At 63.9% G+C, this 18,750-nt stretch carries 20 protein-coding genes and 1 pseudogene; 7 read left to right on the top strand and 14 right to left on the bottom strand.

Features of this window, described 5'->3' with window-relative positions; genetic code table 11:
• Nucleotides 1-15: 15 nt before the first annotated feature.
• Both AWC17_RS08860 and AWC17_RS08855 read left to right on the top strand, forming a co-directional pair.
• Entirely contained in the window at nt 16-798 is a 783-nt protein-coding gene (locus AWC17_RS08860) for an enoyl-CoA hydratase (protein WP_046181731.1), read from the top strand.
• A 24-nt stretch (nt 799-822) separates the two neighbouring features.
• Nucleotides 823-2,106, top strand: a complete 1,284-nt coding sequence (locus tag AWC17_RS08855; RefSeq protein WP_046181730.1) for an amidohydrolase family protein — start codon at nt 823-825, stop codon at nt 2,104-2,106.
• A 125-nt stretch (nt 2,107-2,231) separates the two neighbouring features.
• Here the strand turns inward: AWC17_RS08855 and AWC17_RS08850 are convergent, their stop codons facing one another.
• Both AWC17_RS08850 and AWC17_RS08845 read right to left on the bottom strand, forming a co-directional pair.
• Nucleotides 2,232-3,125: a mycofactocin-coupled SDR family oxidoreductase gene (locus AWC17_RS08850; protein WP_046181729.1), complete on the bottom strand. Its 894-nt coding sequence runs from the start codon at nt 3,123-3,125 to the stop codon at nt 2,232-2,234.
• A 43-nt stretch (nt 3,126-3,168) separates the two neighbouring features.
• The gene (locus AWC17_RS08845) at nt 3,169-3,939 is read right to left on the bottom strand and encodes an SDR family NAD(P)-dependent oxidoreductase (protein ID WP_046181728.1); all 771 of its coding nucleotides are present in this window, start codon (nt 3,937-3,939) and stop codon (nt 3,169-3,171) included.
• A gap of 242 nt (nt 3,940-4,181) precedes the next feature.
• Between AWC17_RS08845 and AWC17_RS08840 the strand changes: the two genes are divergently transcribed.
• From AWC17_RS08840 to AWC17_RS08830, 3 genes are read left to right on the top strand one after another with little or no spacing between them, the layout of a single operon-like run.
• On the top strand, nt 4,182-5,381 hold the full coding sequence (locus tag AWC17_RS08840) for an acyl-CoA dehydrogenase family protein (RefSeq protein ID WP_046181727.1): 1,200 nt from the start codon (nt 4,182-4,184) through the stop codon (nt 5,379-5,381).
• Between the two features lie 40 nt (nt 5,382-5,421).
• Nucleotides 5,422-6,033, top strand: coding sequence for a TetR/AcrR family transcriptional regulator (locus tag AWC17_RS08835; protein ID WP_046181791.1), 612 nt, complete (start codon nt 5,422-5,424; stop codon nt 6,031-6,033).
• Nucleotides 6,030-7,070 (top strand): LLM class flavin-dependent oxidoreductase, encoded by a 1,041-nt coding sequence (locus AWC17_RS08830; protein WP_052742684.1) that lies wholly within the window; start codon nt 6,030-6,032, stop codon nt 7,068-7,070. The genes AWC17_RS08835 and AWC17_RS08830 overlap by 4 nt, the downstream gene beginning before the upstream one ends.
• An 11-nt stretch (nt 7,071-7,081) precedes the next feature.
• Here AWC17_RS08830 and AWC17_RS08825 read toward each other — a convergent pair whose 3' ends face one another.
• Nucleotides 7,082-8,278, bottom strand: a complete 1,197-nt coding sequence (locus tag AWC17_RS08825; RefSeq protein ID WP_046181726.1) for a cytochrome P450 — start codon at nt 8,276-8,278, stop codon at nt 7,082-7,084.
• A gap of 115 nt (nt 8,279-8,393) precedes the next feature.
• A complete protein-coding gene (locus tag AWC17_RS08820; protein ID WP_046181725.1) occupies nt 8,394-9,275 on the bottom strand; it encodes an SDR family NAD(P)-dependent oxidoreductase in 882 nt (293 codons plus the stop codon).
• Nucleotides 9,276-9,475: 200 nt separating this feature from the next.
• On the opposite strand from AWC17_RS08820, the gene AWC17_RS08815 reads away from it, so the two are divergent.
• A complete protein-coding gene (locus AWC17_RS08815) occupies nt 9,476-10,534 on the top strand; it encodes an LLM class flavin-dependent oxidoreductase (protein WP_046181724.1) in 1,059 nt (352 codons plus the stop codon).
• On the opposite strand, the gene AWC17_RS08810 is transcribed toward AWC17_RS08815, so the two are convergent.
• The 7 genes and pseudogenes from AWC17_RS08810 to AWC17_RS08780 form a co-directional block, all read right to left on the bottom strand.
• On the bottom strand, nt 10,524-11,114 hold the full coding sequence (locus AWC17_RS08810) for a carboxymuconolactone decarboxylase family protein (RefSeq protein ID WP_046181723.1): 591 nt from the start codon (nt 11,112-11,114) through the stop codon (nt 10,524-10,526). The genes AWC17_RS08815 and AWC17_RS08810 overlap by 11 nt on opposite strands.
• Nucleotides 11,111-11,242: pseudogene (locus tag AWC17_RS08805) on the bottom strand (SDR family oxidoreductase); the annotation flags it as partial. The gene AWC17_RS08810 and the pseudogene AWC17_RS08805, both read right to left, overlap by 4 nt.
• A 29-nt stretch (nt 11,243-11,271) precedes the next feature.
• A complete protein-coding gene (locus AWC17_RS08800) occupies nt 11,272-12,543 on the bottom strand; it encodes a cytochrome P450 (RefSeq protein ID WP_046181722.1) in 1,272 nt (423 codons plus the stop codon).
• Nucleotides 12,540-13,007 (bottom strand): hypothetical protein, encoded by a 468-nt coding sequence (locus AWC17_RS08795; protein WP_372517394.1) that lies wholly within the window; start codon nt 13,005-13,007, stop codon nt 12,540-12,542. Before AWC17_RS08795 ends, AWC17_RS08800 begins: the two co-directional genes overlap by 4 nt.
• A 16-nt stretch (nt 13,008-13,023) precedes the next feature.
• Nucleotides 13,024-13,548, bottom strand: coding sequence for a hypothetical protein (locus AWC17_RS08790; RefSeq protein ID WP_046181788.1), 525 nt, complete (start codon nt 13,546-13,548; stop codon nt 13,024-13,026).
• Nucleotides 13,549-13,550: 2 nt separating this feature from the next.
• The gene (locus tag AWC17_RS08785; RefSeq protein ID WP_046181721.1) at nt 13,551-14,918 is read right to left on the bottom strand and encodes an aromatic ring-hydroxylating oxygenase subunit alpha; all 1,368 of its coding nucleotides are present in this window, start codon (nt 14,916-14,918) and stop codon (nt 13,551-13,553) included.
• Nucleotides 14,919-14,987: 69 nt separating this feature from the next.
• Nucleotides 14,988-15,446 carry a hypothetical protein gene (locus tag AWC17_RS08780; RefSeq protein WP_052742683.1) on the bottom strand — a complete coding sequence of 153 codons (459 nt, stop codon included), beginning with the start codon at nt 15,444-15,446 and terminating at the stop codon, nt 14,988-14,990.
• Between the two features lie 222 nt (nt 15,447-15,668).
• On the opposite strand from AWC17_RS08780, the gene AWC17_RS08775 reads away from it, so the two are divergent.
• Nucleotides 15,669-16,304: a TetR/AcrR family transcriptional regulator gene (locus AWC17_RS08775; RefSeq protein WP_046181720.1), complete on the top strand. Its 636-nt coding sequence runs from the start codon at nt 15,669-15,671 to the stop codon at nt 16,302-16,304.
• Between the two features lie 3 nt (nt 16,305-16,307).
• On the opposite strand, the gene AWC17_RS08770 is transcribed toward AWC17_RS08775, so the two are convergent.
• The 3 genes from AWC17_RS08770 to AWC17_RS08760 form a co-directional block, all read right to left on the bottom strand.
• On the bottom strand, nt 16,308-16,499 hold the full coding sequence (locus AWC17_RS08770) for a ferredoxin (RefSeq protein ID WP_046181719.1): 192 nt from the start codon (nt 16,497-16,499) through the stop codon (nt 16,308-16,310).
• A complete protein-coding gene (locus AWC17_RS08765; protein ID WP_046181718.1) occupies nt 16,496-17,776 on the bottom strand; it encodes a cytochrome P450 in 1,281 nt (426 codons plus the stop codon). Before AWC17_RS08765 ends, AWC17_RS08770 begins: the two co-directional genes overlap by 4 nt.
• Nucleotides 17,777-17,878: 102 nt before the next feature.
• A complete protein-coding gene (locus AWC17_RS08760; RefSeq protein WP_046181717.1) occupies nt 17,879-18,637 on the bottom strand; it encodes a maleate cis-trans isomerase family protein in 759 nt (252 codons plus the stop codon).
• Between the last annotated feature and the right edge of the window lie 113 nt (nt 18,638-18,750).

Below are 18,750 nucleotides of genomic sequence, written 5' to 3'. Positions count from 1 at the left end.
CAAGGAGCTCAACACATGTACATCGACTACGACGTTGCCGATGCCATCGCCAACATCACACTCAACCGGCCCGAGGCCGCCAACGCTCAGAACACCGCGCTGCTCGACGAGCTGGATGCCGCCTGGACGCGGGCCGCGGACGATCCTGACGTCACCGTGATCCTGTTGCGCGCCAACGGCAAGCACTTCTCCGCCGGGCACGACCTCAACGTCGACGATCCCGTTCCCGATAAGATCACGCTGGAACTGATGTATCAGCACGAGAGTCGCCGGTATTTGGAATACAGCCTGCGCTGGCGAAACGTGCCCAAGCCCTCGATCGCCGCCGTCCAGGGCCGCTGCATCGCCGGCGGGCTGCTCCTGTGTTGGCCGTGCGACCTGATCGTGGCGGCCGACAACGCGCTCTTCTCCGATCCGGTGGTGCTGATGGGCATCGGCGGCGTCGAATACCACGGACACACATGGGAACTCGGAGCTCGTAAGGCCAAGGAGATCTTGTTCACCGGCCGGCCGCTGACCGCCGACGAAGCCGAGCGCACCGGCATGGTGAACCGCGTGGTGCCGCGCGACGAACTGGACACCGAAACCAGGACGCTGGCCGAGCAGATCGCCAAGATGCCGCCGTTCGCGCTGCGCCAGGCCAAGCGGGCGGTCAATCAGACCCTGGACATTCAGGGCTTCTACGCAGCGATTCAGTCGGTGTTCGACATTCATCAAACCGGCCACGGAAACGCGTTGAGCGTCAGCGGTTATCCCGTGTTGGTGAGCCTCGACGACATGAAGGCAACGATCAAGTAAGAGCCAGCAACGAGAGGAACTGCCATGAACCGAGATGACATGATCCTGATCAGCGTCGACGACCACATCGTCGAGCCGCCGGACATGTTCAAGAACCATCTGGCCAAGAAGTACGTGGATGAGGCGCCGCGGCTGGTGCACAACCCGGATGGGTCCGATTCCTGGCAGTTCCGCGACATCGTGATCCCGAATGTGGCCTTGAATGCGGTGGCCGGCCGACCGAAGGAGGAGTACGGGCTGGAGCCTCAGGGCCTCGACGAGATCCGGCCGGGGTGCTACAACGTCGACGATCGGGTCAAGGACATGAATGCCGGCGGCATCCTGGGGTCGATCTGCTTCCCGTCGTTCCCCGGGTTCGCGGGCCGCCTGTTCGCCACCGAAGATCACGAGTTCTCATTGGCCCTGGTCCAGGCCTACAACGATTGGCACATTGACGAATGGTGCGGGGCATATCCGGCGCGGTTCATTCCGATGGCACTGCCGGTGATCTGGGATGCCGAGGCGTGCGCGGCGGAGGTGCGACGGGTCTCCAAGAAGGGCGTGCACGCGCTGACGTTCACCGAGAATCCGGCAGTGATGGGATTCCCAAGCTTCCACGACGACTACTGGACGCCGTTGTGGAAAGCGCTGGTGGACACCGACACGGTAATGAACGTGCACATCGGCTCCTCGGGGAAGCTGGCGATCACGTCACCGGACGCTCCCCCGGACGTGATGATCACGCTGCAGCCGATGAATATCGTGCAGGCCGCCGCGGATCTATTGTGGTCGGCACCGATCAAGAAGTATCCGGACCTCAAGATCGCCCTGAGTGAGGGCGGCACCGGGTGGATTCCGTATTTTCTCGAGCGCGCGGATCGCACCTACGAGATGCATTCGACGTGGACGGGTCAGGATTTCGGCGGTAAGAAGCCGAGCGAGGTGTTCCGCGAGCACTTCTTGACGTGTTTCATCTCCGATCGTGTCGGAGTGGCGTTGCGCAACGAGATCGGCATCGACAACATCTGCTGGGAAGCCGACTACCCGCACTCTGATTCGATGTGGCCGGGTGCGCCCGAGCAGCTGCACGAAGTCCTGACCAAGCACGCCGTGCCGGACGACGAGATCGACAAGATGACTTACCAGAACGCCTTGAAGTGGTATTCGTGGAATCCGTTCACGCACATCGCCCGTGAGCAGGCCACCGTTGGGGCGTTGCGAAAGGCCGCCGAAGGCCACGATGTATCCATCCGGGCGCTGTCCCACCACAAGAAAGAAGCCATCGCAAGCTTCACCGCCTTCGCCAAACAGGTGGAGGGCAGCGACTAGTGAGCTGAGTCGCTAAGTCTCAGTTGGCAACTCACATCTCACCCGCCAAAGACGACCCCGGTGCCGCCGTCATGACGGCGTGCCGTGGGTCGCCTCTGATGAGTTCGGTTCACTCCATCGCCGGTTTACTGACCGGGACCGTTGGGCCACTTGACCATGCACCCGGCGTCGATCGGGATGCTGGTGCCGGTCATGTACTTCGAGGCGTCGGAGGCCAGGAAGAGGACCAGCTCGGCGACGTCCTCGGGCTCCAGCCACGGCGTGGGCAAGGCGTGGTAGAACTCCGACGCCGGCCGGAAGTCCTCTTTGGTGACCGGGCCTTCGATGTCGGGACGGAAGATCTGATAGATCCCGTCGCAATTCATCAAGTGGGTATTGCAGTTGGTCGGGTGCACGACATTGACCCGAATTCCCAAGGGCGCCAGGTGCAGAGCCATTTGCTGCGTGTATCCCACCAGCGCCTCTTTCGACCAGTGGTAACCGTCACCGCCGGGACCCATGATCGTCCGGGGGTCAACGTTGGCGGACATGGTGTTGGGGATCAACGCAGCGGTGGACCCGGTGATGATGATCGACGCGCCGTTGCCGGCTCCGATCAGGTGCGGGACGGCCACCGCCACGGTGTTCATCACGCCGATGAGGTCGACGTCGACGGCATCCTGGAAGTCCATCGGCTCGGGGTCGCCCATGGCCAGCGGCATGATGCCGGCGTTGGCCATGACCGTGGTCAGTTGACCCAGTTCGGCCACACCCTCGTTCAGGGCGTCGGCGAGCTGCTCGCGGTTACGGACGTCGGCCTTGACGGCCACGCAGCGCCGGCCCTCCTTCTCGACGAGATTCTTGGTCTCCATGAGGTCGTCCCAACTGGCCATCGGGTACGGGTTGGACTTGATGTCCTCACAGATGTCTATGCCGATGATGTCCGCGCCCTCGCGCGCCTGCAGCACCGCGTGCGCGCGGCCCTGGCCACGCCCCGCACCCGTGACGAACGAGACCTTGCCCGCCATCCTTCCTGCCATCACTCCTCCTTGAGTTCCTTACTGGTGATTGATGTTTCGCGCCTCAGAGCGTGCGGAAGAGCCCGCCGTCGACCAGAATCTGGGCACCGTTGATGTAGCTGGCCGCCTCGCTGGCCAGAAACACACACAGCCCGGCCATGTCCTCGGGTACACCGATGCGCTTCATCGGGTTCGCCGCGGCCGCGATGGCCTGGTTCTCCGGTCCCCATGCCTTGGAGATGTCGGTGTCAAAGGCCCCGGGCATCACCAAGTTGGCCCGGACCTTGGGTGCCCACGCCCCGGCCAGCGCCAGCGTGAGCGCGTTCAGCCCCGCCTTGGCCATTGCGTACGGCAGGTCGGTGGCGTCGGGGCGCAGCGTGCCGGCCGTAGTGACGTTGATGATGGAGCCGCCGTCGCCCTCGGCCATCCGCGTCCCAAACAATGCGCTGAGCCGGAACGGCCCACGCGCGTTGACGGCGTGCACCTTGTCGTATAGCTCCTGGGTGACCGATGGAAGGTCGTCGTAGACGGGTGACATGCCCGCGTTGTTCACCAGCACATCGCAGCGCCCGAAGGCGTCGTAGACGGCGTCGAGCAACACCTCGGCGTCGTCCCAGCGGCCGACATGGCAACCAACAGGCAATGCGCGACGCCCGGTGGCAACCTCGATTTCCGAGGCGGCCGCCTTGCAGTTCTCCAGCTTGCGGCTCGCGATGACGACATCGGCGCCCGCCAGCGCAAAACCTTCGGCCACGGCGCGGCCGATGCCCCGACTACCTCCGGTGACGACGGCGACCTTGCCGGACAGGTCCAGCAGCTCAGCCGGAGCCTTCATCGCTCACCCGGGGCGACAATCGTTGTGGTGGCATCCATTGCGGTCACAGGTTCTCCACTTCGAGCTCGGCCACTGGCATACCGCACGGATCTTCGCGCGTCCGGCTCACCATACCATCGACCTAGTCAACTGTTTTATAGATTGGCGCCGGCAAGCAAGCAGCCTATTCCAGATCGCTTGCCTCCCGAGTGGCAACATCGGTATGTTGCATCTTAGGCAACCGACTAATTCCGGGAGAAGATGTGACGCTCGTCGATCAAGTCTCGAGTGCCAACGCACCTGGGGCGTCCCTTGCCGATGCCGCCCGCGGCTTCGTGCCCAGGATCCGCGCACTGGCGCGGCAGATGGAGTTGGCCCGTCGACTGGACGACGAACTCGTCGAAGACATGGACACCGCGGGCTTGTTCTCCGTGATCGTGCCGAAGCGATGGGGCGGAGCCGGTCTGGGCCCGCACGAACTCAACCAGGTGGCCGAGATCATCGCCGCGGGGGACGTGTCGACCGCGTGGGTCACCGTGTTCTACAACCTGCACAGCTGGTTCTTGTGCCGCTACCCGCTAGACGTTCAGCAGGAGCTGTTCGCCGGCGGGCCGTCGGTGCGCACTGCGGCCATCCTGTCGCAGCCCGGCACCGCCGGACGATCGGGCGGACAGCTGCGTGTCAACGGCAGCTGGGGCTACGCGACGGGGATGTTGCACGCCTCGCATGCGCTCGTGCCGGTGACCATCGACGGCGACAAAGAGCTGCGGTGGGTGATCGTGCCGCGAGAACAGCTCGACATCGCCGACGACTGGGACGTCGCGTCGATGGCTGCCACCGGCAGCGTCACCATCACCGCGGTCGACGCCATCGTCCCGGATAGCTGGGCAATCCCGTTCGGTGCGGCGATGTCGGCCAACGATCACCCGGGCACGTTTCACGAGGACGAGGTGGTACATCTTCCGTTCTCCGCATTGCGGTATGGGTTGTCGTCGCTGTGCGTAGGGGCGCTCGACGCCGCTGTGGAGATCACCCGGGAGCGCCTGAACAGCGCATCGGGTGTGAACAGCCCGCCCCGCATCGAGCGCCCCGCCGCGCGGCTGCGGTGGCTCAACGCCTACCAGACGGCGCACATCATGCGCCTCGTGCGCGACGCCGCGACCGAGGACGTACTGCAGATCGCCCGTCGTGGCACGCCGCAGACGCTCGAGGAGGAGGCACGCGCCGGACTGCAGGGAGCCACCATTCTCCATACGGTGCGCGACACGCTACGGGATCTGGTCGACGGCAACGGATCCAGCGGCTATCGGTCGGACAACCAGCTGCGCCGCATGTCGTCGGACATCGCGATGCTCTCGACGCATGCCGTGCACGGGGAGTACGACGTCATGATGGACCGGCACGCCAGGTGGCTGCTCGGGATGGGCCTCGCGCCAGGCGATCCCGGCGCACGGATGACGTAGTCTGCGGGTGGCACAGGTGGGCTACCCGGAGGTTGCAGTCATGGCGTCGATCACCCCGGATGGCGTGCAGGAACCCGACGCCCGGACGGCCCTGCTCGACGCCACCGAACGGCTCATGCTCAGCGAGGGATATGCGGCCGTGACGTCGCGCCGGGTGGCCGCCGAGGCGGGGGTGAACCCGGGCCTCGTCTACTACTACTTCGGCCCGATGGACGAGCTCTTCTTGGAGGTGTTCCGTCGCAGCGCGGCGCGCAGCTTGGACCGCCAAGCCGAGGCGCTGGCCGCAGAGCAGCCGCTGTGGGCCCTGTGGGACATGATCCGTGACCAAACCAACACCGCCCTCAACGTCGAGTTCCTGGCCCTGGGCAACCACCGCAAGGCGGTCATGGCGGAAATGAAGGAATTCTCGGTACGGTTCCGCCGCCTGCAGTTCGAAGGACTATCAACGATTCTGACGAAGTACGGGGTCGACACCACCCAATGGCCGGCGGAGGCGGTGATGTTGTTGATGGACGCGGCGGCGCGGTTCATGGGCGAAGAGCGTTCCTACGGCCTCAGCCTCGGTCACTCACAAACGGTCACGGTGGTCGAAAGGCTGATCAGCCAACTGGAGGGAAAGCGGCGCGCACGCAAGCGCCGCAAGGGTAAATGACATTGCGGTTTGGGCTGCTCTGGCCGTTCCGCAATCCCGAGTGGGCCCGCGTCGAGTGGGACGCCCTCTACCGCTCACACCTCGACCTCATCGTCGAGTCGGAACGAATGGGCTTCGACGAGGCGTGGCTTACCGAACATCACTTCATCGACGACGGCTATTCCCCTTCGCTCTTACCGATCGGCGCCGCCATTGCGGCACGGACACAACGGATTCGCATCGGGACGTTCCTGCTACTGCTGCCGCTGCACAACCCGGTCCGCGTCGCGGAGGACACCGCCACACTGGACCTGATCTCCAGCGGACGATTCGACCTCGGGGTCGGGCTGGGATACCGCAAAGGCGAGTTCGACGATCAGGGCATCCCCGCCCGGGAACGCGCGGGACGCATGCAGGAGAACCTGACGGTCGTGCGCCGACTGCTGTCGGGCGAGTCCGTCACGGTCGACGGACGCTACACCAGGCTGCACAACATTCGCATCTCCCCGCCCGCGCTGCAGCGGCCACACCCACCGATCTGGGTCGGTGGAACGGCGCCGAAGGCTATCGAGCGGGCGGCGCGAATGGGCCTGCACTTCCTCACCGGCGGCCCGGGATCGGCGAACCTCTACGACGACGCACTGCGCGCCCATGGTAATGATCCGGACGATTTCCGCATCGCCGCTATGCGGCCGACTTTCGTTGCGCCCACTCGCGAACAGGCCTGGGAATTGGCGGCAAAACCGTTGCGCTACATGGCTGCCGGCTATATGCAGTGGACCGCCGAGGCCGAAGTTGCATCGGGCGCGCCCAGTCAGGCCATCGCGCTGCCCTCGGTCGAGGAGATCATCCGCGACCAGTCGTTCGACTTCTTCGCCGAGCCTGCGCTGGTGGGCACGCCGGACGACGTCATCGGTCAAGTCTCGGAGTACCGCGCACACTCCCGGCTGACCGATCTTGTGTGCGGCATGGCGCTACCGGGCATGCCGCCCGACCTCATCCGGGCCGGAATGGAATTATTTGCGCGAGAGGTTATCCCGCACTTTCGCGGTCCGTAGAGTTCGTCGTCCTACGGGACCACCGCGGGAAGTCCGTCCCATCCACGCAACGCCGACGACGAGGCCATGCGGGCGTTGTCGATGTCGATATGCCACTCGGGGAAGCGTTTCAGCATTTCCTCCAAGGCAATTCGGCCCTCGAGCCGAGCCAGGGCGGCGCCGAGGCAGTAGTGCGCACCGATGCCGAAGCTCAGGTGCTTGACGGGCTCACGATGGATGTCGAAGCGGTCACCGTCGACAAATCGGCGGTGGTCGCGGTTGGCCGAGCCCATGAGAAACAACATGACGCTGCCCTCCGGCACGGTTTGGCTGTAGAAGTCCACGTCGGCCGTGACGTAGCGGGCGAACTGATGTCCGGGTGGTTCGAAGCGCAGCACCTCCTCGATGGCCTGCGGAATCAGCGAGGGATTCTCGACGAGTTCGCGCCGCTGATCGGGATGATCGGCCAGTACCTTGCCCGTCCACGCGATCAGGTGGCCGGTCGTCTCGGCGCCGGCACTGGCGAGAAGCGTCGTGTAGGTGAGCACCTCCTCGCGCGTCAAGCGCCTTGTGCTGCCGTCTTCTTCGGTGACCTCGGCGTTGATCAGGTCGGTCATCAGGTCGTCGGACGGGTGCGCCGCGCGCCAGTCGATGTACTCCGCGAACGACTCACCGCTGGCAAATCCCTCCTGCGGGGCCATCGGCTTGCCCGCCTCGGTGCGCAGGCTCTTGTCCGTCGCCTGGCGATGGGACTCCTGGTCGGCCTCGGGAATGCCCAGCAGCATCCCCATCGTCCGCATCGGCACCTGAGCGCCGAGATCGGAGATGAAGTCGAACCGGCCGGCACCGACAACAGAGTCCAGGCTACGGGCGCAAAACGCACGGATCTTGGGTTCCAGCTCCGCGATCCTGCGCGGAGTGAACACCCCGGCGAGTACCCGCCTGTGCCTCGTGTGGATGGGCGGGTCCTCGTAGACGAACATCCCTGGCGGCATCGTGATGTTGGCGCGAATGAACTCCATGATCCCGCCGCGACCGGAGATGAAAGTCTCGTTGTCGACGAGGACGCGTTCCACGTCGTCGGCCCGGCTGACGGCGTAGAAGTCGTGCTGCTCGTTGTAGTAGAGCGGAGCCTCCTCGCGCATCCGTCGATACACCGGGTAAGGGTCGGCGTCGATCTCCGGATTGAACGGGTCGTAGTACACGTCGCTGGGACTCTTCACCGCCACGCTCGATCTCCTCTGGCCGCAGGTCTGGAAAGCTCTTCACGGGCCGTTAGTCGGTTGCCTAACACGCACCATACGGTGGCCGCATTTCTCAGACAAGCCTGAATTATGCGGATGACTAAGCCAGCCCTCCGCCGTCCGCGATCGGTTGCCAGATCGGGGCGCCACGCTGCGCGCGCAACGAGGGGATGGCCCTGCCATCAACGTCGGTAATGCCGTATTCGGCAGCAAGTTCTGCGGTGATGAACGTGCCTCCGGAGCGTCGCATCAGCTGCGGGTCACTGGCCAGTGCGGCGATCACCAGACCGGGGAACTCGGGTGAACACCCGATGGCGGGGTTCGTCACCGTCGCCTTCGACATCTCGGGATTACGTGCGAGGTTGGCTTGCGCCCGTTCGGTTAGCGTCAAGCCTTGCCAGAGCGAGATTGAAGCGACGTTATGCGGTTGCAGTTCGATCGCCATGTCACGCGCCATCCGATCGACCGCCGCCTTGCACATCCCGAAGACGACACCGTAGGTGTACGTGACACCGACGTACCCCGAGATGGCGACTATCAACCCGGACCGCTGAGCGGCCATGATCGGTGCGGCGTGCCAGGCGGCGACGAAGTTGGAGCGGACGCCGACATCGACCATGTCCCAGTTGCTGAGTGGCTTCTCCCAGAACGGTTTCGGGTCGGTCAGGTCCTCCGGGATCGCGAACGCATTGTTGACCAGGATGTCGAGCCTCCCGCGCTCGCGCCGAACCCGATCGAAGAGGGCCGCGACCTGCTCATCTTGGGAATGATCGACCCGCACGGCGACCCCTGTTCCACCGCGTCGATCGACCTCTGCCGCCGTGTCGCCCACCGTGCCGGGCAACGAGTGGCCACCCGTCGACAGCGTGCGGCCGGTGACGTAGACGGTGGCACCCTCAGCGCCCAGCGCAAGGGCGATGCCTTTACCGATCCCCCGGCTCGCTCCAGTCACCACCGCGACTTTGCCCGTCAGCATTGCCATTTGGAATTCCGGCCTTCCCGGATGCCCCGCCGGACACCCAATGTGTAAGTGTGCCGCATCCTTCGAACTAGCCGAGTTGGTCAACTATATACTTGCCCCGGCCGCGGCGACGTCGTATGGTTCATTTTAGTCAGTCGACTAACGACCAGGGCAGTCGGATGCTTCGGCGCGGACGCCCTCAAGCGGACTTGGAGGCGTACATGCGAGTAGGACTGCATTTGGGGTACCAGAACCTGCACGGATTGCCCGACGTTCAGACCTTCATGCAGGAAACGAATCTCGCCGTCGAAGCCGAGGCCATGGGCTTCGACTACGTCGGACCCGTCGAACACCACTTCACCGACTACGCGGCGTGTCCGGACCCCTTTCAGGTGCTGGCCTACATCGCGGCCAAGACCAGCACGATCGATCTCATCACCGCCGCGGTCATCCTGCCCTGGAACAACCCACTGCGCGTCGTGGAACAGACCCTCGAGCTCGACGTCCTGTCGCAAGGCCGACTGATACTCGGAATGGGACGGGGTGCGGCCCGCCGGGAGTTCCGGTCATTCGGCGTGGAATTGGCCGACTCGCGCGAGATGTTCGACGAGGCCGCTTTGATCGTCATGGCCGGCATCGAGACCGGCATCGTCGAGGCCGACACCAAGTGGTACCAAATCCCCCGCACCGAGGTCCGCCCGCGGCCGTTCAAATCGTTCAAGGACCGCACCGTCATGGTCAGCATGTCGCCGTCCTCGGTGGAGGTCGCGGCCAACTACGGTCTCAGGACATTGCGCTTCTCGCAAGGCGACTGGCGAAACGCCATCCCCGAAATCAACCACTACCGCGAAACCTTTGAGAAGCTGCACGGCACCACTGCACCTCCGTTCATCATCTCGGACTTCGTGCTCTGCTTCGATGACAAGCAACGCGTCACCGACTACTGCGACACGTACTTCGCCAAAATGTTCGCCACCGTCGCCAACCACTACGAATTCATGAGCGACCACTTCAAGGAACTGCCGTCCTACTCGACCTATGCGAACATGGGCGCGGCCGCCGCAGCCGCCGGCGGCCCCGATAAAGCATATCGGGATTACGTCGCGGGCAACATGATTGGCACACCTGAGGCGCTGGTGGAACACCATCACATCCGCAAAGAGATGGTGGGCGACTACGAAATGCTGGCGAACTTCAGCTTCGGTGGGCTGCCGTACGAGCTCGTCTACGAACAGCTGAAGCTATTCGCCGACAAGGTCATGCCGGATCTCAAGGGCTAGGCAGCGGTGCGGTACCCGCCGCCGGCGGCAGCCGCCAGGTCTCGAACGCCATCGCCGACAGCACGTAGACACCGACAATGAAGATGAACTCCATCGCGGGTCGCTCGCCCAGCGTCTTGGTCAACGCCTGCCAGGTCTCCCAGCGCGCGTGGCCCTCGGCGAGCAACTCGTCGGTCGCATCCAGCACGAGCCGGTCGGCACCCTCGAACTCGTCGGTACCGCGAGCCAGCCGCGCGATGTCGTCTTCGGAAATGTCGTTGCGCGCCGCCATTCTGACGTGCTGGCCCCATTCGTAGGCCGACCGGCGAGTCTGCGCCACCCGCAGGATCGTCAATTCGCGCAACCGCGCCGGCAATTCTCCGCGCTGGAGCAAGAACCCGTTGAAATTCAGAAATGCGCGGGCCATCTTGGGGTGGCGCACCAACAGACCGATGATGTCGAACCGGGCCGGATCGTAGGCGTCCCCCGAGCCGGCCCGGGGCACCTTGTCACCGGAGATCCCCAGCAAGGTCCCAAACGCGGCGTACTCCTCGTCACCCCACGCCTCGGCCGGTAGCGGCGGCAGTCGCTGTTCACTCATGTCCTACGACCTCCATTGACGTCGATGACTTGTCCAGTGATGTACGAGGATTCGTCGGCGCGCAGGAAGGTCACAGCGTTGGCGACATCCTCGGGGCGGCCGGCCCGGCGCACCGGCGTAATCGCGGTGGTTCCCTCGAAAGGCACGGAAATGCAGCCTATTCGAAGCAGACGTGCAGTCGGGTGAGCCCACGCAGAATGAATGTCGGCAGGTAGTTATACCGGCGCGCGGCCTGCGGACCGTGCTTGTCCTCGTCGATCCAGATGCTGGAGGTTCGTTCGAGTAGGCGCTGCAGGCTGATCTTGGCCTCGGCGCGGGCGAGGGGGGCACCCGGACAGCTGTGCGGCCCACGCCCGAACGCGACGTGCTGGCGCGCGTTCCCGCGCTCGACGTCGAAGGCGTCCGGATCGGGAAACTTGCGCGGGTCGCGATTCATCGCGGCGTTGACCAACATCACCGTGGTGCCCGCGGGAAGATCGACACCTCCGACCGTGACCGGCACCTTGGCGAGGCGGAAATCGCCACGCACCGGACTTTCGTAGCGCAGCGCCTCCTCCACGAATCTCGGAATCATGTCGGGGTTGGCGCGCAGCTTGGCCTGCAGACCGGCGTCCTCGGCGATCATCATCACCGCCGTGGACAGCAGGCGGACCGTGGTCTCTTGCCCGGCGGCGAACAAGTTGCTCGCCACGCGAACCGCGTCCATCACCTCCGGTGTGCTGCCATCCGGAAACGTGGCCGCGGCGACGCCGGTCAGCACGTCGTCACGCGGGTTGGCGCGGCGGTCGGAGATGTACTCGGCGAACTTGCCGTAAAGGTATTCCAGCGGCGAGTGCTGCATCGTCTCACCTTCGCTGCTCCCGATCGTGCCGACCTCGGTCAGCAACGCCTCGCGGAATTCGGCATGGTCGGACTCGGGCACACCCAGCAGGTCGGCGATCACCAACATCGCGAACGGATTCGCGAACTCCCCGATGAATTCGCAGCGACCCGCGGCCAGCGCGGCGTCGTATTGCCGGTCGGCAAGCCGCCAGATGAACTCCTCGTTCTCCTTGAGACGTTTGGGTGTGATCATCCGGGACAGCAGCGCCCGGTGCGCGGTATGCACCGGCGGATCGAACGTGGGCAGCTGGTCGTAGAACGGAATCTCGTCGCGGTGCGCCGCGATCAGTCCGGATATGTCCCCTTCCGCAAAGCCGTCCAGCGGCACCGGGAAGCCGGGGAACGGCCCGGTCACCGAGATGCACGACGAGAACCGCTCGGTGTCGTTGTAGATCGCCATGCCCTCGTCGTAGCCGGTGACCATCACCACGTCGTGGTGCTTCTCGCGCCGCAGCGGGCATTCGTCGCGCAGGGCGGCCAGATAGTCGTACGGATCGGCCAGCAGCTGGTTGTCGGCGAAGAAATCGACGGAATCTATATCGGTCATTCCGAGATCTCTACTCCTTCAAAGCTTTTCAGCATCTCGGCCGGCGGAAGTTCCATCTGCAAATACAGGTCGATGTGCCGTATCGTGCCGGCGTCGCTGAACTCGTAGACCGACAGCGAGTTGACCACATTACTGAATTCGCCGATGCGGCTGCGCTCCTCGAGCTCGAGGAAGACCGCGCCGGGTGTCTCGGTGACGCGCCGCAGCGAACATTCCCACTCCGAAGACGTCGCCCAGTTCGTCAGGAAGTCGACGTACGCCGACCAGTCCATCACCTCCTTGAATGCGCCGACTCGCTCGAACTCGTCCGTCTCAACCAACTCGGCCAACGGTGCCCAGCTGTCGACGGAGAATCCGGGCTTTTTTGCCTCGTCCACAAGGCGTTTGGTGACCAGCCCGTATTCCAGCACCGTGCGGGAACGGCCGACATAGTCGTCGATGACGTCGCGGATGTCTCTTTGCACTGTGATCGCTTCTTCCTCAGACCGATACGCCGGCCGCCGCGAGGCACCGCTCGAGCGCCTCGACGTATTCGGAGGTGCCGTGGAAGGGGCCGTGCACGCCGATCGCGACATCGAGGAAGGTGCTGTACTCGTCGTTGACATGGGTCTCCCAGCGCGCGACTTCGCCGTCGTCGTTGGTCTCGACGAAGCTGTAGGAGTAGAAGCCCATCTTGGTGCCGTCCTTGGTGTGCCCTTCCCAACGGGTCTTCATGACGAACCCGTTGTCGGCCGGCCAGTACTTGAAATCGGCAGGCTTCCAGTCCGGGAAGGTCAGCGAGTACGCCTTGGCCTCCATGGTGGATGCCCTCGCCGACTCTTCGGGGAACTCGCTCAGCAGGAAACCCTGGTCACCCGTGAAATACGGCGACGCATACACCGCGTCGGAGGCGAATTTCCAGGCATCGACGAAGGCCTCGCCCTCTTGGATGCCCTGGCGCAGATAGGCATTGCGGTAGGCCTCCGCCATGCGGCGGTGCAGCGCGATGCGCTCGTCGAGAGTCAAGGTCATTTCACGTCACCTGCCAGGTAGCGGTCGAGGACCGAGTGGTAGTAAGCAATGACGACTTCCTCCTTCACCAAGGACATGTGGTCGAGCATGCCGTTGCGCAGGCCGATCTGCTGGCGCGGCATTTGGTCGTAATCCTGTTGCAGCGCCTCGAAATACTTGTAGCTGCCCGGCTCATCGACTTCAATCGGGCTGGCGCGGAATGCTTCCCGGTGTTCGTCGGGAAGGTACATATAGCTGGCTACGTGCCAGATGCATCGGTTGGGATCGCCGTCCGGGTGGGGCATGGCCATGATGACGTGGCACTCGCCGGCACGAACCGTCATGAAGAAGTTCGGGAACAGCACCCAGCCCTGGTTGTCGCTCATCTGAGCGTCGGTCAACCCGCTGACATCCAGGCCCATGCCCGTGAGAGTGTCCCGGGTGGCCTGCTGTAGCAGCTGGCGGGCATTGACGCCGTCCGGGAAGTCCACTGACCCGTCCGCGGCGCGGTATTCGTTGACGAGTTCCTCGAAGCGCGGCAGCACCGCGACCGTCGATGGGAAGGTCTCGGGCAGATCCATGATGCCGTCGACCTGCGCCTGCGCGCTGGCGCCTTGGACCTCGAAGGGCGCGACGGCCACGCTGTGAGTCTCGAAGAAGCGGTAGCGACTTTTGCTCGGATCGATCTCGATGACGCGAAGCAGTTGCGGGTGAATGCCGGAGATGTGGTAGCCCTCGTTGAAGGCGTCCATGACGACCTTCCAATTGCAGTCGATGGCTTCGCGAACGTCCATGACGATGGTGAATTGGTCGAGGCGGTAGGGCGCCAACAGCTCGGCCACTTCGGGACCAAGGAACTCGGCGAGCGGCGCCGCGTTGGGATCGGGATTCAGGAAGATGAAGCCGCCGAAGGTGTCGACGGACACCTGCAACAACCCGTTTTCGTTCTTGTCTTCGCGGGTGATCACGTTCTCCCGCTCCCGAAGGGCCCCCCGCATCTTTCCTTCGAGGTCGTAGGACCACAGGTGGTATTGGCAGACGAATCCCCGTTTGGCATTCCCGGTGCCCTGGCACAGCATGTTGCCACGATGGCGGCAGGCATTGACGAAGCCGCGTAACTGCTCGTCCTTGCCCCGCACGATGATGAAGGACTGGTCGAAGATCTGGTACACCTTCCAGTCCCCGACCTTGGGCAGCTCGTCGATTCGACCCACGATCTGCCACACCCGCATCCAGATCGCTTCGCGCTCACGCTGCTGAAATTCGACCGACGTGTAGCGATCGGTGGGGATCCGCATTGGGTAGAGGTCGTGGTCGTCGGGCAGTGCACCGACGGTGTCCACCCATTCGCCGGGCCGTGCTGTTTCGACGAAGTCCGTTGACATTGCTCAGTCCTCCTACCCGATATGCCCACGTGGCTTGTGGTGCGCATCACTATAGTACGCAGCCGTATGTCAGATACAAGTATGTATATATCTTGGCGCCGGGCCCGTGGTCCAGTAGCACTCCGCCGGCTCGAACACGGGTGGGCACCCCACAGCGGCGAGCGCGCTGGCCTTGAACGCGCGGCCCGCGGCGCTGATGCGGTGGCGCGTGGGCGACAACGGTTGATCGAGCGCGGCACCGAGTTCGATCGCGCCGCTGCCACCCCAGACGGCGACCTCGGTGCGCAATTCCTCGGCGGCGCTGCGCACCTCACGGCGTACCCGCTCATCCTTGGCCCAGACGTCGCCAGCCACCGCCAACACCTGCGGAATGCGAAGTCGCTCGGCGTCGGTCAGGAGGCAGTCCAGATCGACGGCGGCGATGCCGAGGATCCGCAGCGGTCGGGCATCAGAGCCGTCCGCCAGCGCGGCGCTGACCTCCCAGCCCGCCATCGCCAAGTCGACGAGCCGGCCACCCATGCCGGTCACCAAATCCAGCGCGCCCCCGGCAATGACGTCACATCGATACCGGGTTGGCGCCGTCAAAAGGCACGAACAGGACGGGGTTTCCAGGACGCTATTCACCGTCGCGTTTGCCTTTCTCATTGTGATGCGCGTCATCATATACATGTCCGTATAAGCAATACAGGCCTGTATGCCACGCCGCCTGTCGATCGCGGTCCCGCCGGGCCGATCTGGGAGAATGGCCGGATGGCGCAACGCTGGACCAGGGAGAAACGCCTCGAACACACCCGTACGCTGCTGCTGGACGCAGCCGAGGAACTGTTCGCGCGCAAGGGCTTCAGTGGCGCCTCTCTGGAGGAGATCGCCGACGCGGCCGGATACACCCGCGGTGCCATATACGCCCACTTCGGCAGCAAGGAGGAGCTGTTTCTGGCGGTCATCGAGCGCCATCGCCAACGGTTCTTAGACGGATTCGCCGACGTCATCTTGTCGTCGCACCGACTCGACGAGCTCAACCTCGACGAGTTGGCGAGTCGCTGGCGGGACTTGATGAGCAAGACCGGGGCCGACCAGGCAGCGCTCGGCCACGAATTCACCCTGTTTTTGGTGCGCAGCCCCGACGCCCGCGAACGCCTGGCTGCGCAACGACTCGAGACGGTCCGTTGGCTCAGTGAGTACCTCACCGAGGGCGTGGAACGTCTTGGTGGCGCGCTACGCATACCGGCAACAACGATGGCCCGAGTGTTGCTGGCTACGAACGAGGGCATCACGTTGGCCAGCCAGATCGACGGGGAGGATCTTTACCGCGCGTGGCTCGAGATGATCATTTCCAGCATCGAGCCGGCGAAAGATGCGACCCACCAAGATCATTCCCTGCGGTAAAGGTTAGCGCCGCAGCGACAGAGCCATGGTGGGGCAGTTACGTCCCGCCTCCTCCACAGCGGCGACGTCGTCGTCGGAAACGGGTTCGGCTATCAGGTGCGCCTGCCCGTCTTCACCCACCTCGAAGATCGACGGCGCGGCTACCTCGCACAGTCCCATCCCGCTGCACTTCGTCAGATCGATGTCGACCTTCACCGCGGCGACTCCGGGGTGAATCGCACGGATTGGCGCTTGATTCCGTTGATGAAAGTACCCGCCAGATATTCGGGTTCGCCGACGGTGTGGATGTCGGGCAGCCGCCGGAACAGTTCGGTGATGATCGCCTTGATCTGCATCTTCGCGACATGACTGCCCAGACAATAGTGCGGACCCCGGCCACCAAACCCGATGTGCGGATTGGGTTTACGAGTGACATCGAAACGGTACGGGTCAACAAAGTGTCTCTCATCGCGGTTGCCTGAGGTCAGAAAGATGATCACCCGGTCCCCGGGCTCGATCGTGACGCCGGACAACTCGAACCTCTGCAGCGCGGTCCGGCGAAACGTCATGGCGGGCGTGGCCCACCGGACGAATTCCTCGACCGCGACATCGATCCGCCCTTCTAGATCATCCAGCAGGTAGGCACGTTGGTCGGGGTGCGCGGTCAATGCCCGCAACGTGTGGGTGGTGGTGTGCATGGGCGCGTCGCTGCCCGCGACGCACAGCAGGGTGAAGAAATACGAGATGTCGTCGTCGGTCAACCGCTCCCCGTCGACCTCGGCCTGCACCAATGCGCTGATGAGGTCATCCTCGGGTTTGCTGCGGCGGGCCTCGATGATCTGCTGACACCTGGTGCGCAGAGTGGTCACCGCGTTGGCCATCAGGGTCGGCGGATCCAGATCACCGAGGATTTCGTCATCATTCCAGCCGACCAGACCAGTGGCCGCGTCGCGGATCTCGTCATGCCATTCCTGCGGCACGCCAACCATTTCCGAGATCGTCCAGATAGGCAGCCGCGCGGAGACATGACCGACGAACTCGACGTCCTCCGCGCAGTGCGCGATGCCGTCGACGATTTGGCGCGCCTGGCTCTCGATCTGGTCGCGGATGAGCGCCAAGCGCTTGGGGGTGAACACGGAGCTGACGATCCGGCGGTAGTTGCCGTGCTGGGGTTCGTCCATGGCGAGGAGAAACGATGTTTTGCGGACCTCCTCGGGCAGGTCTTCGAACATCACGCCGCTCGCGTTTGAGAACACATCGGCGTTTCGGCTCACCGTGACAATGTCATCCAGCCGGACAACTGCCCAGTAGCCAGGCGGGGGCTCCTGACCCAGCAACGCCATCATCGGGGTGACGATGGGCCGCTGCCACGTAACCGGCCGATCCCGGCGCAATTCGGCGAAGAGTCGATCTCTTTCGTCGGACGGACCCGACCAGAGGGTTTCCGCCGACAAGTCGATTGCGTCGTGCTCACGCTGTGTAGCAATGCTCATTCGCAATCTCCTATGGTTAAGCGTGGCGATGACGCACGTACGGCCACGTCATGTAGGTGAGCGGGTCAACTATTTGCTTTGCGCTGGCGGGATAAGCGGACATCAACACGCGAACTCCTTGCTCAACAGGTATCCCGCGTCGGGCACCACGGTCGCACGGCCCAATGCGCTCAATAGCTCATAGGTGGTCGCGGTCGCCGCGGACAGCACCGGCAGATCGAGCCGTGACTCCACCTCCGGGATCGCGGCGAGCGACGGCATCTGGACGCACGCCGACACCACCACGGCGTCACAACCGCTGCTGTTCAGCCGCCCTGCGAGCGGCAACAGATCTTGCGGCTCCAAACGCCCCACCGCACAGTTGTCCGCAACGCCGCGGCTGATCACGTCCACCACCTCGATCTCGGCGTCCAGCAGGTAGTCGCATACCTTCTGCGTGAGTTCGGGGACATACGGCGTGATCATCGCGATGCGTCGTGCACCGAGCGCCGCCAACCCCCGCACCAAGGCTCCCGCGCTGGATACCACCGGCGCATCACAGCCCTCCGCACGGGCCGCGTCGGCCAGCCGCGCCTCAGCGCCCACATGCACATTTGGACCTTGGGACATGATCGCGACCAAGCACGCGTAGGCCATCGCGTCGCACTGGGCATCCGCGAGCTCCACCGCACACCTGTTGCTGTCCCGATCCATCTGCAGCAGGGCCTCGGCCGTCACCTCGAGCATCCGCATTCGGCTGGAATGAAACGTGAACCGCTCCTCGGGAAACAGCCGCTGCCGCCGCGCGAACATCTCCGGCAGCTCGGTCTCCATCGTCGTGTTGGAGCTCGGCACGATCAAACCCAGCCGGGTCGGCACCATCGTCAATCCCAATTCCTCAGCGCTACGCGGACGCGAGACAGCGACCATCTGAGGCAAGCCAACATTAGATCGACGACCGAGTCAACTATTTTCTATAGTGTCCGATGAGTACC

The sequence above is a fragment of the Mycobacterium nebraskense genome (assembly GCF_002102255.1).
GTDB lineage: Bacteria > Actinomycetota > Actinomycetes > Mycobacteriales > Mycobacteriaceae > Mycobacterium > Mycobacterium nebraskense.
Note: the sequence above shows the minus strand (reverse complement) of the source record. Positions and strands in the feature narration are given on the sequence as shown.

Coding starts and splice junctions, on each gene's coding strand:
- AWC17_RS08860 (WP_046181731.1), top strand. CDS start 16: ATGTACATCGACTACGACGTTGCCGATGCCATCGCCAACATCACACTC.
- AWC17_RS08855 (WP_046181730.1), top strand. CDS start 823: ATGAACCGAGATGACATGATCCTGATCAGCGTCGACGACCACATCGTC.
- AWC17_RS08850 (WP_046181729.1), bottom strand. CDS start 3,125: ATGGCAGGAAGGATGGCGGGCAAGGTCTCGTTCGTCACGGGTGCGGGG.
- AWC17_RS08845 (WP_046181728.1), bottom strand. CDS start 3,939: ATGAAGGCTCCGGCTGAGCTGCTGGACCTGTCCGGCAAGGTCGCCGTC.
- AWC17_RS08835 (WP_046181791.1), top strand. CDS start 5,422: ATGGCGTCGATCACCCCGGATGGCGTGCAGGAACCCGACGCCCGGACG.
- AWC17_RS08830 (WP_052742684.1), top strand. CDS start 6,030: ATGACATTGCGGTTTGGGCTGCTCTGGCCGTTCCGCAATCCCGAGTGG.
- AWC17_RS08820 (WP_046181725.1), bottom strand. CDS start 9,275: ATGGCAATGCTGACGGGCAAAGTCGCGGTGGTGACTGGAGCGAGCCGG.
- AWC17_RS08815 (WP_046181724.1), top strand. CDS start 9,476: ATGCGAGTAGGACTGCATTTGGGGTACCAGAACCTGCACGGATTGCCC.
- AWC17_RS08810 (WP_046181723.1), bottom strand. CDS start 11,114: ATGAGTGAACAGCGACTGCCGCCGCTACCGGCCGAGGCGTGGGGTGAC.
- AWC17_RS08800 (WP_046181722.1), bottom strand. CDS start 12,543: ATGACCGATATAGATTCCGTCGATTTCTTCGCCGACAACCAGCTGCTG.
- AWC17_RS08785 (WP_046181721.1), bottom strand. CDS start 14,918: ATGTCAACGGACTTCGTCGAAACAGCACGGCCCGGCGAATGGGTGGAC.
- AWC17_RS08775 (WP_046181720.1), top strand. CDS start 15,669: ATGGCGCAACGCTGGACCAGGGAGAAACGCCTCGAACACACCCGTACG.
- AWC17_RS08765 (WP_046181718.1), bottom strand. CDS start 17,776: ATGAGCATTGCTACACAGCGTGAGCACGACGCAATCGACTTGTCGGCG.
- AWC17_RS08760 (WP_046181717.1), bottom strand. CDS start 18,637: ATGGTGCCGACCCGGCTGGGTTTGATCGTGCCGAGCTCCAACACGACG.